Origin of the sequence: Bacillus sp. KICET-1, assembly GCF_027721405.1 — a bacterium.
In the GTDB taxonomy this organism is placed as follows: Bacteria; Bacillota; Bacilli; order Bacillales; family Bacillaceae; genus Bacillus; species Bacillus velezensis.
The window spans coordinates 990,012-1,005,426 of sequence record NZ_CP113515.1 but is presented as its reverse complement, the minus strand read 5'-3'; the positions used below and the strand labels follow the sequence as shown (position 1 = coordinate 1,005,426).

At 45.6% G+C, this 15,415-nt stretch carries 12 protein-coding genes, 1 pseudogene and 1 riboswitch; of the genes and pseudogenes, 5 read left to right on the top strand and 8 right to left on the bottom strand.

Annotation, left to right across the window (positions count from 1 at the left end; all coding sequences use genetic code 11):
- The first annotated feature begins 68 nt into the window (after positions 1-68).
- Positions 69-1,235 carry an MFS transporter gene (locus tag OVA33_RS05170; RefSeq protein WP_063636561.1) on the top strand — a complete coding sequence of 389 codons (1,167 nt, stop codon included), beginning with the start codon at positions 69-71 and terminating at the stop codon, positions 1,233-1,235.
- 69 nt (positions 1,236-1,304) lie between these two features.
- On the top strand, positions 1,305-1,760 hold the full coding sequence (locus tag OVA33_RS05165; protein ID WP_014419310.1) for an RDD family protein: 456 nt from the start codon (positions 1,305-1,307) through the stop codon (positions 1,758-1,760).
- Between the two features lie 36 nt (positions 1,761-1,796).
- On the opposite strand, the gene OVA33_RS05160 is transcribed toward OVA33_RS05165, so the two are convergent.
- Complete coding sequence (locus tag OVA33_RS05160) at positions 1,797-2,483, bottom strand: VOC family protein (protein ID WP_106067788.1); 687 nt, start codon at positions 2,481-2,483, stop codon at positions 1,797-1,799.
- A gap of 298 nt (positions 2,484-2,781) precedes the next feature.
- On the opposite strand from OVA33_RS05160, the gene ahpC reads away from it, so the two are divergent.
- Together ahpC and ahpF are read left to right on the top strand one after the other, a co-directional pair.
- On the top strand, positions 2,782-3,345 hold the full coding sequence (gene ahpC / locus OVA33_RS05155) for an alkyl hydroperoxide reductase subunit C (protein ID WP_004393188.1): 564 nt from the start codon (positions 2,782-2,784) through the stop codon (positions 3,343-3,345).
- Between the two features lie 13 nt (positions 3,346-3,358).
- Positions 3,359-4,888, top strand: a complete 1,530-nt coding sequence (gene ahpF, locus OVA33_RS05150; RefSeq protein ID WP_007614902.1) for an alkyl hydroperoxide reductase subunit F — start codon at positions 3,359-3,361, stop codon at positions 4,886-4,888.
- Positions 4,889-4,932: 44 nt separating this feature from the next.
- On the opposite strand, the gene OVA33_RS05145 is transcribed toward ahpF, so the two are convergent.
- Together OVA33_RS05145 and OVA33_RS05140 are read right to left on the bottom strand one after the other, a co-directional pair.
- Positions 4,933-6,165, bottom strand: coding sequence for a Fic family protein (locus tag OVA33_RS05145; protein ID WP_017418528.1), 1,233 nt, complete (start codon positions 6,163-6,165; stop codon positions 4,933-4,935).
- A 139-nt stretch (positions 6,166-6,304) separates the two neighbouring features.
- On the bottom strand, positions 6,305-7,651 hold the full coding sequence (locus OVA33_RS05140) for an amino acid permease (protein ID WP_017418527.1): 1,347 nt from the start codon (positions 7,649-7,651) through the stop codon (positions 6,305-6,307).
- A gap of 145 nt (positions 7,652-7,796) precedes the next feature.
- A riboswitch (glycine riboswitch) is annotated at positions 7,797-7,877 on the bottom strand.
- A gap of 299 nt (positions 7,878-8,176) precedes the next feature.
- Here OVA33_RS05140 and fbp point away from each other — a divergent pair.
- On the top strand, positions 8,177-10,102 hold the full coding sequence (gene fbp, locus OVA33_RS05135; protein WP_007407862.1) for a fructose-1,6-bisphosphatase: 1,926 nt from the start codon (positions 8,177-8,179) through the stop codon (positions 10,100-10,102).
- 39 nt (positions 10,103-10,141) lie between these two features.
- On the opposite strand, the gene OVA33_RS05130 is transcribed toward fbp, so the two are convergent.
- The 5 genes and pseudogenes from OVA33_RS05130 to OVA33_RS05110 form a co-directional block, all read right to left on the bottom strand.
- Positions 10,142-10,600: a (2Fe-2S)-binding protein gene (locus tag OVA33_RS05130; RefSeq protein ID WP_017418526.1), complete on the bottom strand. Its 459-nt coding sequence runs from the start codon at positions 10,598-10,600 to the stop codon at positions 10,142-10,144.
- The gene (locus OVA33_RS05125; protein ID WP_128974156.1) at positions 10,593-11,435 is read right to left on the bottom strand and encodes an FAD binding domain-containing protein; all 843 of its coding nucleotides are present in this window, start codon (positions 11,433-11,435) and stop codon (positions 10,593-10,595) included. Before OVA33_RS05125 ends, OVA33_RS05130 begins: the two co-directional genes overlap by 8 nt.
- Positions 11,422-13,752 (bottom strand): xanthine dehydrogenase family protein molybdopterin-binding subunit, encoded by a 2,331-nt coding sequence (locus tag OVA33_RS05120; protein WP_123117539.1) that lies wholly within the window; start codon positions 13,750-13,752, stop codon positions 11,422-11,424. Before OVA33_RS05120 ends, OVA33_RS05125 begins: the two co-directional genes overlap by 14 nt.
- Positions 13,753-13,757: 5 nt before the next feature.
- A complete protein-coding gene (locus tag OVA33_RS05115) occupies positions 13,758-14,378 on the bottom strand; it encodes an NTP transferase domain-containing protein (RefSeq protein ID WP_025650075.1) in 621 nt (206 codons plus the stop codon).
- A pseudogene (locus OVA33_RS05110) lies at positions 14,375-15,391 on the bottom strand (XdhC family protein). Before OVA33_RS05110 ends, OVA33_RS05115 begins: the two are co-directional and overlap by 4 nt.
- Positions 15,392-15,415: the final 24 nt, after the last annotated feature.

The window sequence follows — 15,415 nt, the reverse complement described above, 5'->3', positions numbered from 1 at the left end:
GAGGTTTTTTTTGTTCTAACATATCTATTTTTCTGTATATGTAGTTATAAAAGGAGGCATACATAACAATGAAAAAAAGCAGCTCCATCTTCATTCTGTTTTTGGCATTAGGGGTTTTCGGAATTATCACGACTGAAATGGGCATTATCGGCGTTCTTCCGCAAGTGGCGGACAGATTTCATATTTCTGCTTCAAAAGCGGGGTGGCTTGTCAGTATTTTCGCGTTCATCGTCGCTGTGTCGGGACCGTTTTTAACCTTGCTTGCTTCAGGTATAAACCGGAAAGTCATTCTGCTTTTGGCGGTGCTGATGTTTGCCGTTTCAAATGCGGTCTACGCGTATACGGCGCATTTCAGTGTCATGCTGGCGTTTCGGATCATTCCGGCTTTATGCCACCCGGTGTTCTTTTCTGTAGCGCTTGCGGCCGCGGCCCGGCTTGTCCCCGCCGGCCAATCCGGAAAAGCCGTAACGAAAGTCTTTTCAGGCATCACCGCCGGCTTTGCGTTCGGCGTGCCTTTCACGTCTTATCTGGCGGATCGTCTCTCCCTTGAATCAGCATTCCTATTCGGCGCTATCATCAGTCTCATCGCATTCACAGGTATTCTTCTCTTTTTGCCATCCATGCCGGTCACAGAAAACATGTCTTTCAGAAGCCAGCTCGGCATCCTTCGCAAGCCGGTCTTGTGGCTTAATATCGCTGCCGTCACCTGTCTCTTTGCGGCCATGTTTTCTGTCTACAGCTATTTTGCGGAGTACCTCGGACGGGTGTCCCATATGAACGGCACATGGGTCAGCTTCATGCTGATGAGCTTCGGAGTGATTATGATAGCCGGGAATTTCGTCTTCGGCGCTTTGTTATATAAAAATATGAAAAAGACCGTCATCCTGTTTCCGCTTCTTTATACAGCCGCCTACTTGCTCATATACGGGTTTGGGACGTCTTTCGCGCCGATGGCCGTCCTCGTCTTCGTATGGGGCGCCGTTCATTCCGGCGGGCTCATTGTCAGCCAGACATGGCTTACTGCGGAAGCAAAGGAGGCCCCCGAATTCGGCAACAGCCTGTTTGTCTCTTTTTCCAACCTCGGCATCACCATCGGAACGGCGGCGGGCGGCTGGTTTATTTCCCATTTGGGAATCCATCAGCTGATGTGTTGCGGCATCATGTTTGCCCTTCTGGCTTTCGGGCTGATCATGGGACGCTTGGCATGGGGAAAGAGGCTGCTCGCAGAAGCTTAAGCTCCGTTGCAAAATCCGGAATGATTACGTATAATATTCCAGATTAAAGCAAGGGAGAGAAAATGATACATGGAAAGACCGGCAGGATTTTGGATTCGGTTTCTGGCTTACGTCATTGATCAAATCATCATAGGAATTCCGATTTTTATCATTCAATTTATGGTCTCTTTTTTATTTGCGGCAGGCGTTGCGGCGGCTGACCCCTTCATGACCGAAAATCAGTTTAACATCTCTTTTCTGGTGTTCGGCGTCATCCCGATTCTTGCGAGCTCTTTTGTGATCAGTATCTTATATTTCAGCCTGCTCACGGCCTCAAAGATGCAGGGGACACTGGGAAAAGCATTGCTAGGCCTTAAGGTCGTCAATGAAGATGGCGGACGCATTTCCATCGGCCAGGCCTTCGGACGCGCTTTCGCATATATCATATCTAAGCTCATTCTTTATATCGGATTCATCATGGGCGCCTTCGGAGAGAAAAAAACGCTGCACGACATCATGTGCAGCACCCGTGTTGTCTATAAATAATGACCTCAAGTCCGGGCCTTTTGAGCCCGGGCTTTTTTATGACGGCTGTGCCCGCCTGATGTCAATGCCGCCCTTTCCGTCAGCCTCAATGCGGATCGTCCCGTTCACAACGACAGACAGCGGATGAAACTCCGCATGCTGATCAGAAAAAATCCAGCGGCGCCCGTTCGGCCCTAAAAGCAAAAACGCCCCATCATTGTAATCACCCATAAAATGAAACCCGTTTTCACTAAGAGGCGCATGCTTTCTCACCGGAATGCCGAAACGCTGCAGCTCCTTCCCGGTCGATACCACCTCGGCAGCCGTCAGATTCACCTCGCCGATATTCAGGACGGACTCAATCGAAAAACGTTCCGCGCTTGCCGGCGATGTGTCTCTCGCGATGAATTCCGCCAGATTGTTGGACGGATCTTTAAAATAAAAGGAACGCGCCTGAATATGGGAGAAATACACCTCATCCTCCCCATCTTCCGTTTGAAAAACGACTTTATCCTTTATCCACGCCTTCGCCTCATCAAAACGATTATTCGGAATGTTAAACGCAAAATGATACGTCGGTTGAGAGTGAGAATCGGCGCGCCTGAATTCCAACTCACTTTCTCCCGCCTTGATGGTAAACGAATCACCGGACTCATCAATTAAAGGAAAACCTAACACCCGTTCATAGAAGTGTTTCGTCTCCTCCAACGCACAACTGTACAAAGTAATGTTATTTATTTGCATGATCATACCCCCTTTGGTTTATACTGCCATATAGAGGGGTTGATTCCTACTGTTTCGATTCACCAATTGAGAATCCCCCTTTCGCCCGGCGCTAAACATGACAAACAGCGCCAAACCGCTTATACCAGGCGTTTTTTAACGTCTGAAGCAAAAAAAGCAGAAAATAATACCCCATATAGCTTGACAAAAAATAAATGTTATTTAATAATCTATATATAATTAGAATTATTATTGAAAGATAAAGTGAATGCTTTGTCTTTTTAATATATTTCAAATCACATTTCAGGAGGAAGATATTATGTCTTTAATCGGAAAAGAAGTACTGCCATTCGAAGCAAAAGCTTTTAAAAACGGTGAATTCATCGATGTAACAAACGAAGATTTGAAAGGTCAATGGAGCGTTTTCTGCTTCTACCCAGCGGATTTCTCTTTCGTTTGCCCGACTGAACTTGAAGATCTTCAAGGACAATACGCTGCACTGAAAGAATTAGGTGTTGAAGTATACTCTGTTTCTACAGATACTCACTTCGTACACAAAGGCTGGCATGACAGCTCTGAAAAAATCGGCAAAATCACTTACGCAATGATCGGTGACCCATCTCAAACGATCTCCCGCAACTTCGACGTTCTTGACGAAGAAACTGGTCTTGCTGACCGCGGAACATTCATCATCGATCCTGATGGCGTGATCCAAACAGTTGAAATCAATGCAGGCGGTATCGGCCGTGACGCAAGCAACCTTGTAAACAAAGTAAAAGCAGCTCAATACGTTCGTCAAAACCCAGGTGAAGTCTGCCCGGCTAAATGGGAAGAAGGCGGCGAAACACTTACACCTAGCCTTGATTTGGTAGGTAAAATCTAAGGAGTGCATTCCATTGGTACTTGATGCAAATATCAAAGCACAATTAAATCAATACATGCAGCTAATTGAGAACGACATTGTTCTCAAAGTAAGCGCCGGTGACGATGACACTTCTAAGGACATGCTGGCTCTCGTTGACGAGCTGGCTTCCATGTCATCTAAAATTTCAGTTGAAAAAACTGAATTAAACAGAACACCGAGCTTCAGCGTTAATCGTACCGGAGAAGACACAGGCGTTACATTCGCCGGTGTTCCTCTCGGCCACGAATTTACATCTTTAGTGCTGGCATTGCTTCAAGTCAGCGGCAGAGCCCCTAAGGCTGATCAAAAGGTCATTGACCAGATTAAGAACATCAGCGGAGAATACCGCTTTGAGTCTTATATCAGCCTGACGTGCCACAACTGCCCTGATGTCGTCCAAGCATTAAACATGATGAGCGTGCTCAACCCGAATATCACACATACAATGATTGACGGCGCGGCATTCAAAGAAGAAGTAGAAAGCAAAAACATTATGGCTGTTCCGACTGTTTTCTTAAACGGTGAATCTTTCGGAAGCGGCCGTATGACCATCGAAGAGATTCTCGCGAAAATGGGCAGCGGCGCAGATGCGTCTGAGTTTGCCGACAAAGAGCCGTTTGACGTTCTTGTTGTCGGCGGCGGACCTGCCGGCGCAAGCGCGGCGATCTACACGGCGCGTAAAGGCATCCGCACCGGTGTCGTCGCTGAACGCTTCGGCGGCCAGGTACTCGACACCATGAGCATCGAAAACTTCATCAGCGTCAAAGCGACTGAAGGACCGAAGCTCGCTGCAAGCCTTGAAGAGCACGTGAAAGATTATGATATTGACGTCATGAACCTTCAGCGCGCGAAACGCCTTGAGAAAAAAGACCTCTTCGAACTTGAACTTGAAAACGGCGCTGTACTGAAAAGTAAAACAGTGATCCTTTCAACAGGTGCCCGCTGGCGCAATGTCAACGTACCTGGTGAGCAAGAGTTCAAAAACAAAGGTGTCGCTTACTGCCCGCACTGTGACGGACCATTGTTTGAAGGCAAAGACGTAGCGGTTATCGGCGGCGGAAACTCCGGAATCGAAGCGGCGATTGACCTTGCAGGTATCGTCAATCACGTGACTGTGCTGGAATTCGCGCCTGAACTGAAAGCAGACGAAGTCCTGCAAAAACGTCTTTACAGCCTGCCAAACGTCACTGTGCACAAAAATGCACAAACGAAAGAAATCACAGGCGACCAAAACGTAAACGGCATTACGTTCGTTGACCGTGAAACAGGCGAAGAAAAACACGTTGAACTCCAAGGTGTATTCGTCCAAATCGGCCTCGTGCCTAATACAGAATGGTTAGACGAAACGGTCGAACGCAACCGCATCGGCGAAATCATCGTCGATAAGAGCGGCGCGACAAGCGTTCCCGGCCTATTTGCCGCAGGGGACTGCACAGACGGCCCGTACAACCAAATCATTATCTCCATGGGATCAGGTGCAACTGCCGCTTTAGGCGCATTTGATTATTTGATCCGGAATTAATGTGAAAGCCGCCATTCATATGGCGGCTTTTTTAAATATACTAATTAAGAAGGCAGTATCTCCTCTAAACAATCCTCCCTGATTTTATAAGATTTTGGCCTTCTGCTTACCAGCTCAACAAATCCTTGCTGTTCTAAATAATCCATTACTCTGTTAATTTTATGTCTCGATTTATTTGAGAGCTCCATTAAATCTTGCACCGACAGCGTAACCTGATCATTTACAAATACATTAATCGTGATAATGATATTAAAAATATCACGTTCATCCTTATAATCAGCCCATTGATCACTATCAATATAGTTCCTAATTCGTTTCAGTTTCATTAAATTAAATTCAAGATCCTCAATAATCCCTTTTTGTCCTGACAGAAGCAATTCCAGCATATCCATTAAATAAAAAGTCAGCTCTCCCCGGTTTAAAGGTGCGGGAATTTCCTCTAATGCCTTATAATACTTATCTTTGTTCTTATTAACTGCGTAAGAAAAAGTGATGGCTGAATATTTTTCTAAGTATCGGGACAAATAACTCCCAACGATAAGGCGTCCTGTTCTTCCATTGCCGTCATAAAAAGGATGAATGTATTCATAGTAGTAATGAGCTGTCATGTAACGATACAGCTGGGGATGTGTTTCATCATGAAGATAAGCAATTAAAGCCTCAAGCGCTTCTGTTATCTTCTGTTCAGAATTAACGCCGATATGGGTGGTCATGTTCCCATCGTTCACTTCAACATAGCCTTTTCTGAATAGCTCACCATCCGGCGCATCTTCTGCTCCGATTTCATCTGCGACCAGCTCGTCATATAATTCCCTAAAGTCATGAATGCTTGTAAACGACGGAATTCGGTCTATAAATTGATATGTTTTCATCAATCCGACAAACCGCTTATGTGAGGGCTCGGATTGTTCTAACGCTTTAAGAGCCTCTTTCAATTCTTTTTTTGTACTGCGGATTCCTTCAATTTCATTATTACTCTGTGCTTCATTAATAATTAATTTATCAAAATAAGGTTTGACGGCAAATTCGGGGAGCTGACTGATAAGGGATGAAATTTTGGAACTGTTTAACAACACTTCATTATTCAGCTTCATGAGTTTATGTGTATTCACATAAAATAGCTCAAATGAATCGCCCGTGGGTCGGCCTTTTCGGAACCCCCGTATGTTTAATGATGTTGAATAACTGCCATAGCTGCTTGTTCTCTTTTTAAATTCTTTCTCATATGAATCAGCATCCATTTTATAAAAAAGCTTAGATAACTTCTCATACTTCATATCATCACCTCGCTTAATTTAAAATTATACACTTTTTTAAATTATACAATCATTATAGCCTGATTTCTAACAAATATTCTCGCTTTCCAATCAAAACAAAAAACGGCATACTGCATGGCAGTACACCGTCTGAAGCAATTCAATCTGTCTTTCTCCCTCTCGCCCGATAGATAAGAAATAATCCAATAAACCACAGCGGCGTCAGCAGCAAAGCCGGGCGCGTTACATCCGCAAACAGCATAATCACCAGAATGACGGCAAACAGCGCCAGCACGGCGTAATTGATAAACGGCGCAAACGGCGCCTTGAAAGACGAGCTTGCATGTAAGTCCGGACGGGTTTTCCTGTATCTGATATGACAGACAAGAATCACGCCCCACACCCAAATGAAACAAATCGCGCTGATGGTGGTCACGATGCCAAAAGCCGCTTCCGGTATCAATTTGCTTAAAAGAGCGCCAGCTGACAGCACAATAACCGATATCCATAATGCGCGGCTCGGCACATGATTTTTATTCAGCTTCGCAAAACTTGCAGGCGCTTGTTTCGTTTTGCTTAAGTTATACAAAATCCGGCTTGTTGAAAACATCCCGCTGTTACAAGCAGAAGCGGCAGACGTTAATACGACAAAATTAATGATTCCCGCGGCTAACGGGATGCCGACCAGGCTGAAGGTCTTTACAAAAGGACTTTCCGCCGCATTCAGCTGCATCCACGGATTAATACATAAAAGAATGAGCAATGCCCCGACGTAGAAAAATAAAATCCGCAATGGAATTTTATTGATAGCGGACGGAATATTTTTTTTCGGATTTGACGTTTCCGCCGCCGACACACCCACTAATTCCACACCGACATAGGCGAAGATCACCATCTGGAACGAAAGCAAAAAGCCTGAAAATCCGTTCGGAAACAAGCCGCCGTGCTCCCACAGATTCGCCGCTGAAACCGTTCCGGTATGCGTTTTGAACCCAATCACCAGCAGAACCACCCCGATGACAATTAACGCGAGAATCGTGACTACCTTAATTAAGGCGAACCAAAACTCCAATTCTCCAAAAATCTTAACCGTTAACAGATTAAGCCCTAATAAAATGAGCAAACAGATAAGTGCCGGAATCCACTGCGGAATATCAAACCAATATTTCACATACACACCGACGGCGATCACATCCGCCATAGCCGTCATAATCCAGCAAAACCAGTAGGTCCAGCCGGTGACAAACGCTGCACGCGGCCCTAAATACGCCTCGGCAATATCCGTTAATGATTGGTAGCCCGCTTTAGATAACAGCAGTTCTCCCAGCGCCCGCATGACGAAAAAAAGCGCAATACCTACAATAAAATACGCAAAGATGATAGAAGGACCCGCCAGCTGAATCGCCTTACCGGACCCTAAAAACAATCCGGTGCCGATCGTGCCGCCAATGGCGATCAGCTGCACGTGCCGATTCGATAAGTCCCTCTTTAGCTCTCGCTGCTCCACATCTGACTCCTCCTTACCTCTCTAGTGAACGACGAGCAAAAAAAGCCAATAAAAAAAGAGATTGGATGCCCTCCAATCTCATGGTCATAAGAATATCAAATTATATCTGCGCCGCTGACAATCAACAGCATGACAAATACATATTCGGTACTCTTCTGTCCTTTTGCCTGAGATTGTGAACCCTTCGGCGCCGCGGAAAACCCGCGGTCTCTCCAGAAGCCGCTCCTGCTGTAGTTCGACCCACAGCAATCATAGCCTGCTACGTATTGAGTTTCTGATAGAAATACCTATCAGCTAACTTTTTATTTTAATGGAACTTGAATGCATTGTCAATAGAGGGATGAGCTGCACGGCGTTATCCCGGTCCAATTTTTGATGCCTGAAGCGCCGTATTTTCCGTTTTCATTGTCTCAAAAAGGCGTTATGCGGTACTATCATATAAGGTCTAATCATTTAAACATTATGTCATACTTTAAATTCACTTTATCATACAATTGCTCGTAAATAAAAAGGGGATGGACGAGATTGGAAACGAAATATTTAGATCTGCTCGCACAAAAATACGATTGTGAAGAAAAAGTGGTCACGGAAATCATTAATCTGAAAGCGATACTGAACCTGCCGAAAGGAACCGAGCATTTCGTCAGTGATCTGCACGGGGAGTATCAGGCATTCCAGCACGTGCTGCGGAACGGTTCAGGAAGGGTAAAAGAGAAGATCCGCGATATTTTCAGCGGCGTCATTTACGATAGAGAAATTGATGAACTGACGGCTTTGGTCTATTATCCTGAGGACAAACTGCAGCTGATCAAACATGACTTTGATACGAAAGAGGCATTAAACGAGTGGTATAAAGAAACGATTCACCGGATGATTAAGCTCGTTTCTTATTGTTCTTCCAAGTACACCCGCTCCAAATTGCGCAAAGCGCTGCCCGCCCAATTTGCTTATATTTCTGAAGAGCTGCTGTACAAAACAGAACAAGCCGCCAACAAGGAACAATACTACTCCGAAATCATAGAACAGATCATTGCGCTCGGCCAGGCCGATAAGCTGATCACCGGCCTTGCCTACAGCACGCAGCGTTTGGTGGTCGACCATCTGCATGTTGTCGGCGATATTTACGACCGCGGACCGCAGCCGGATAAGATCATGGAAGAACTGATCAACTATCATTCAGTGGATATTCAATGGGGGAATCATGATGTTCTCTGGATAGGCGCTTATTCCGGCTCAAAAGTATGCCTGGCAAACATTATCCGCATCTGTGCCCGCTATGACAATCTGGATATTATTGAAGACGTTTACGGCATCAATCTGAGACCGCTATTGAACCTTGCTGAAAAATATTACGATGATAACCCGTCTTTCCGCCCGAAAGCGGACGAAAACAGACCGGAAGATGAGATTAAACAAATCACAAAAATTCATCAGGCGATTGCGATGATCCAATTTAAGCTTGAGAGCCCGATTATTAAGAGACGGCCGAACTTTAATATGGAGGAACGGCTGTTACTGGAAAAGATCGATTATGACCGCAATGAAATCACGCTGAACGGAAAAACATATCAACTGGAAAACACCTGCTTTGCGACGGTGAATCCCAAACAGCCTGACGAGCTGTTAGAGGAAGAAGCAGAAGTCATGGACAAGCTGCTGTTCTCTGTTCAGAACTCCGAAAAACTGGGCCGCCATATGAATTTTATGATGAAAAAAGGCAGCCTTTATTTAAAATATAACGGCAACCTGCTGATTCACGGCTGTATTCCCGTCGATGAAAACGGCAGCATGGAAACGATGATGATAGAGGATAAAGCTTATGCGGGCCGTGAGCTGCTAGATGTTTTTGAACGGTTCTTACGGGAAGCGTTTGCCCATCCGGAAGAAACCGATGATCTGGCGACAGATATGACGTGGTACTTATGGACAGGCGAATACTCCTCCCTCTTTGGAAAACGCGCCATGACAACCTTTGAGCGGTATTTCATTAAAGAGAAGGAAACGCATAAAGAAAAGAAAAACCCGTATTACTATTTGCGCGAAGACGAAGCAGCCTGCCGAAACATCCTGAAGGAATTCGGCCTCAACCCGGATCACGGCCATATCATCAACGGCCATACACCGGTAAAAGAAATCGAAGGCGAAGATCCGATCAAGGCAAACGGAAAAATGATCGTCATCGACGGCGGCTTCTCCAAAGCCTACCAATCCACAACAGGCATCGCCGGCTACACGCTCTTATACAACTCCTACGGCATGCAGCTCGTCGCCCATAAACACTTTAACTCCAAGGCCGAAGTGCTGAGCACCGGAACCGACGTCTTAACAGTGAAACGATTAGTCGACAAAGAGCTGGAGCGTAAGAAAGTGAAAGAAACAAACGTCGGTGAAGAACTGATGAAAGAAGTGGCGATTTTGGAGAAGCTGCGGGAGTATCGGTATATGAAGTGAAGAATATGGAGTTCAGGGATGATTCTCTGGGCTCTTTTTTTACGGTTTCCCTGTATGTAAAACCGATTTAACCGCTTCTTCAATCTCCCTATAACCCGTACATCTGCAAATATTGGACTCCAGCCAATTTTTTATCGTGTCATCACTTGCATTCGGCTCAGTATTCACTAAAGCATGACAATTCATGAGAAAACCCGGTGTGCAATAACCGCATTGAAACGCGAATTTTTCAATAAAGGCCTTTTGAATCGGCGTATTGATCAGTCCTTCAATCGTCGTAATGTCCTTTCCTTCCCCTTCTGCCGCAAGCATTAAGCAAGATTTCATCGGCACCCCGTCCGTTAATACCGTACAGGCGCCGCAATCCCCATTTAAGCAGCCCGGCTTTGCACCAGTTAATCCGAGACGAAGACGAAGAGCAAATAACAAAGTATCAGCCGGCCTGACCGTCATCTGTCTTTCCTCGCCATTTACTTTCAACGTAATAGGATCAGACATTTGGACCTCCTTCTAATTCCCGTAAGGCATCTAAAATTGTATTTTGCAAGACAAACATTCGGTATTCACTTGAGCCTTCTGCGTCATCAAGAACGGGTTTGGGTACATACTGTAAAGACCTGCTTACTCTTTCTTCTGCTGATCGGCTTTTATCGTTAAGCACAGCCTCCATTTCAGCAGAACGAAACGGAAATGGACATACGCCGCTGAAGGCCATTCTGATCTCATCATCTTTTTTCAGCGCACAGACTGTCACCAATGGATACCCGACATTCCACTGCTGTCTTCTTTTGATACTGACAAATGGCAGGTCAACGTACGCTCGATCGACAACGACATGAAATAAAAAATCACCTTTTTGCAACTGTATTTCCTTGTTAAATACTTTATTTATGGGACGGTAATGAATCCCCGCTCTCCCTGCAATCCCTATCAAACTATCAGAAATCAGCAACGGCAGCACGGCCTCACGGTAGTAGATGCCCCCGCAAATGTTTCCACCCAGGCTGACCTTATTTCGAGTCGTCCGATCGGCTATTTCACTTACCGTTTTACTTAATAGCGGAAATGGATTTTCTTCCTCCAGTTTCGTTAATGACACGCCTGCTCCGATCACCAGATAACGTTCATAAAAACGGATGGCGTGAAATTCCGGAAGCGCGTTCATATCTATCACCGCATCCGTATAGACGATATTCAGCCTTCCTAACGTGATAATTTCCGTGCCGCCGGAATAATACATTGGTGTTTTCTTTTCGGCCGCAAGCGAGTGAAATAGATTGATTGTTTCTTGAATGGTCTTCGGTTTAAAATAGTCGAAATCAAACGGTATCATCTTTCCACCCCTCTTGCGTTCTCCATAATCGTTCGGGAATGAGAGGAAGTTGATTCAATTGGACACCTAAAGCGGCGGAAAGGCAATTTCCCAATGCGGCCGGCATCCCCAGCAGTCCGTGTTCCCCGCCGCCGCGCGCTCCATAAGGCGCAATCACATGCGGGGTTTCAACAAATTCAATGATATATTCAGGCTGCTCTCCATAGTGAAGGGGGCGGTATGTTCTAAGCTGAGGATTTAATACTCTGCCATATGAATCAAAGACAAAGGTTTCTCTTCCTCCGAATGCGATTCCCATACTCATCCCCCCCATCACTTGACCCCTTGCAGCTTTTTCATTCAATACTGTTCCTATATCCACAACAGAATAGGCTTTTGTAATCCGATACGTATAATCCCGTTTATCCAACTCAACTTCAATTCCCTGAGCACCGACAGCCCACTCGGGTCCCGGCTTTCCTCTTCCCGTTTCCCGGTCTAAATTCGTCATCCGGGTTAATGTGTAATTGCCGCTCGCAATGATTTGGCCGCCAATGGTATTTCCATTCGGAAACGTATATCCGTAAGCAATGTCTTTTATGTCAACATGTACAGAAGGATGATCTATAAAATAAACCTTTCCGTCGGCCACTTCCAATTCCTCGACAGGAACCCGCAACACACATGATGCCGCGTCCTTCAGCTTTCGAATGGCTTCTTCCGCTGCATTCAGTACGGCTTTTCCGGCCATTAACGTCCCTCTGCTCCCCACGGTTTTCCAATGCTCGGGTGTTGTTTGTGTATCTACAAGCATTTTTACGTGAATTTTGCTTATATCCATTTTCATTCGTTCTGCTAAGATTTGGGCTAGCACTGTTTTTGTCCCTGTTCCAATCTCCACTATCCCTGACATCAAATTAATGCTTCCATCAGGATTAAAGGTTAAAATCACTCCGGACGTTGCATTTGTATCAAATGTTGAGGTTTTCCAAATGCAGCTGATTCCCTTCGCCCGTATCTTCCGGCCGTCGATTTCAATTCGCTGTCCCTCGTCCCAATTCATTAATTCCTTCAATCTTTCAATACATTTCGGTACATTTCCGACCGTGCTTGAATTGAGAAGAACTTGAGTCGGTGTGGTGTCACCGGGGCTAATGGCATTTTTATAGCGGAGTTCTAACGGGTCCATGTTCAGCTTTTCCGCCAATACATCCATCGTCCGCTCAAAAGCAAATAACACTTCAGCATGGCTGTAGCCCCTGAATGCACTTGGATATGGGTGATTCGTATACATACAATATGAATCACACGATATATGGTCGATAGCGTACGGACCCGTACAATCAACCACCGCAGCCCGGCTGATGTCCACTCCTTTATCAGAGTATGCTCCGCCATCAAATAAAAGCTGAATGTCCGCCGCCTTTAAAATTCCATTCTTTGTGGCCCCTAATTTGACAATGGCATCCAATCCTACATGAACGGGAGATGTGATCATATCCTCTTCTCTCGTATTAAACAATTTGACGGGCCGGCCTCCGACTGCTTTTGATGCCAAATAGGCAATCACCTCTAACTGAACGGCTGCTTTTCCCCCGTACGCCCCGCCTACTAAAGGCGTTTTGACGATAACCTTTCCGGGTTCAATTCCAAAATACCACTGCATTAATTTTTTAATGGCAAAAGGAGCTTGAGAGGATGTGGTAATGATAATCTCCTCATCCGCCCGAATTTCAGCGATCGAGCATCTTGTCTCCATCGCAGCGTGATCAGAAGGGTTAAAGGAAATCTGGAATTCTGCTGTCACATCACTTTCCCTAAATCCGTCTTCAATATTTCCTTTTCTAACCTTATCCACGTTTGCGATATTTGTCTTCGGAACCGGGAATACACCTTTTGTCTTCTCATAGCGGTCCGCATGTTCATGAACGAGCGGCGCATCCTTTTGAAAGGCCTCACGGGGGGAATTGACGACGGGAAGAGGTTTATAGGATACTTTGATGGCATCCGCGGCCTTTTTAGCTGTAATCGGATTTTCCGCAACAACAACAGCAACCGGCTCACCATGGTATCTGACCCTTTTATAAGCAATCGGCGATCTGTCTTTAATTTCTTCACCTGCAAGCGGAAAAGGTTCATCCCCCAATATCGCTCTCACGCCGGGAATCTTCCAAGCTTCTGAAAAGTCCATAGACACAATATCGGCATGCGCATATGGACTGGTCAGCATTTTTGCGTGTAACGTCCCTGTTTCTTGAAAATCATCCGTATATTTCGCTTTACCCGTCACTTTTTCAAGGGCCTCTTTCCGAATGACACTCTTCCCGATATACTCCAACTCATTCACTCCCCGAATTTATTCAGCAGCAGCGTATAATCTTCAGCTGTATCGACGTCATAAAAAAGCAAAGGGTCTTGAAAGCTGATCATTTTTCCCGTATTGATCATACTTTCACGGATCACATGCCGGGCGCCCTGGTCTCCCTTTAACTGATGCAATACCGGAAAACATTGATTGGAGAATAAAATGGGGGGCATAGGAAGATGTTGATTTTCAGCGGCGATAAATGAATAACGGCGCTCCTTGTGATAGGAATCAATTAACGTATTGATGATATCTGCGGTGACAAACGGCTGATCTGCAAGGAGAATGATAACGGCGTCAGCCTCGTACGCTGCCGCTTTTTGTAAACCGCATAGTATAGAATGGCCTTGGCCCTTACCCGCTTGCTCACATTCTGCCTGGCTCCACTTATTTGACATAGGGGATAAAAAGAAAAATTCCGAAAGCCAATGCAGTGAATCTCCCTTTCCCGTAATAACGAAAATATGATCTAATTCAGATAACAAAGCATGTTTAAGCGCCATACTTCCGAGGGAGACGCCATTGAGAACTAAACTTCGCTTATCCGTCCCCATGCGTCTGCTTGTACCGGCTGCCAGGTAAATGGCTGCTGTTTTCATAAGCGAGACCTTTGTTTTCGCATTTCTTTAATCATCTCGCCGACAATACTTACAGCAATCTCTTTAGGGCCTTGTGCCCCGATGGGAAGGCCGATAGGGGAATGAATATCTGCCGGAATCTCCGCCCCGCCTAACAGCCGCTCCGTGCGCCTTCTGGGGCCTAAAACGCCTTTATAAAACACATTCTCGTTTTTTATTGTATGTAAAATGATCTGATCTTTTTGAAAGCTGTGCGTCATAATGACAACAAAATCCCTTTTTGTCATGCTCAGGCCTTCCATGACTTCTTCCGGCGCTCCCGTTATCAAATGGCCGGCTTCAGGAAAATGCCCGTGATGACATAAGGCGGGACGCCAGTCAATCACCGTCACATGAAAGCCCGCACGAGCCGCCAACGAAACTAACGGCCTCGCATCTTCCCCTGCTCCGAAGACATATAGACAAGGCTTTGGAACCATCTGATGGATAAAAAATAAATCAGATGTATGTTCATCCCTTTTGATTCCCTTCTCTGTCTGTCTCAGTTTTTGAATACGGCTTTGTTCCATAACATCCCCGGTTCCAAACACGCTGCCGTCTTCAGCTATATACAGATCTTCCTTCGGCTCTAACGTTTCAGTGAATCGTTTCACTCGGGTCACAGACTTTTTTTCATCTAAGCATGTCTTGACTGTCATCAGATTTCGTTCCAATTCCCCTTTTACAGGCTCAAGCAAAACCGTCAAAACACCATTACAGCCAATGCCCTGTCCCCAGGATTAATCGTCCTCCGCGCTCATATCAAAGCGGACAATCAACGGCTCTCCCGCAGTCCAGACCTGTTCCGACCGTTCAACGAGATCTTCTTCCAGACAACCGGCGGATAACATTCCGACTCTTGTTTTGTCCCCTAAAATCAGCATGGAGGCCCCTTCCTTCTTATAAGCGGACCCCTCTGTTTTAATGATGGTAGCCAGTACCTTAGCTTTTTTAGAAGTGGCGATGACATCCAAAATCCGGTGTATATCATCCATTTCATGTCCCCCGCTTTTACCTGA

Bases quoted from the DNA above. Each gene is read 5' to 3' on its own strand.
- OVA33_RS05170 (WP_063636561.1), top strand. From the start codon at position 69: ATGAAAAAAAGCAGCTCCATCTTCATTCTGTTTTTGGCATTAGGGGTT.
- OVA33_RS05165 (WP_014419310.1), top strand. From the start codon at position 1,305: ATGGAAAGACCGGCAGGATTTTGGATTCGGTTTCTGGCTTACGTCATT.
- OVA33_RS05160 (WP_106067788.1), bottom strand. From the start codon at position 2,483: ATGCAAATAAATAACATTACTTTGTACAGTTGTGCGTTGGAGGAGACG.
- ahpC (WP_004393188.1), top strand. From the start codon at position 2,782: ATGTCTTTAATCGGAAAAGAAGTACTGCCATTCGAAGCAAAAGCTTTT.
- OVA33_RS05145 (WP_017418528.1), bottom strand. From the start codon at position 6,165: ATGAAGTATGAGAAGTTATCTAAGCTTTTTTATAAAATGGATGCTGAT.
- OVA33_RS05130 (WP_017418526.1), bottom strand. From the start codon at position 10,600: ATGTCTGATCCTATTACGTTGAAAGTAAATGGCGAGGAAAGACAGATG.
- OVA33_RS05125 (WP_128974156.1), bottom strand. From the start codon at position 11,435: ATGATACCGTTTGATTTCGACTATTTTAAACCGAAGACCATTCAAGAA.
- OVA33_RS05115 (WP_025650075.1), bottom strand. From the start codon at position 14,378: ATGAAAACAGCAGCCATTTACCTGGCAGCCGGTACAAGCAGACGCATG.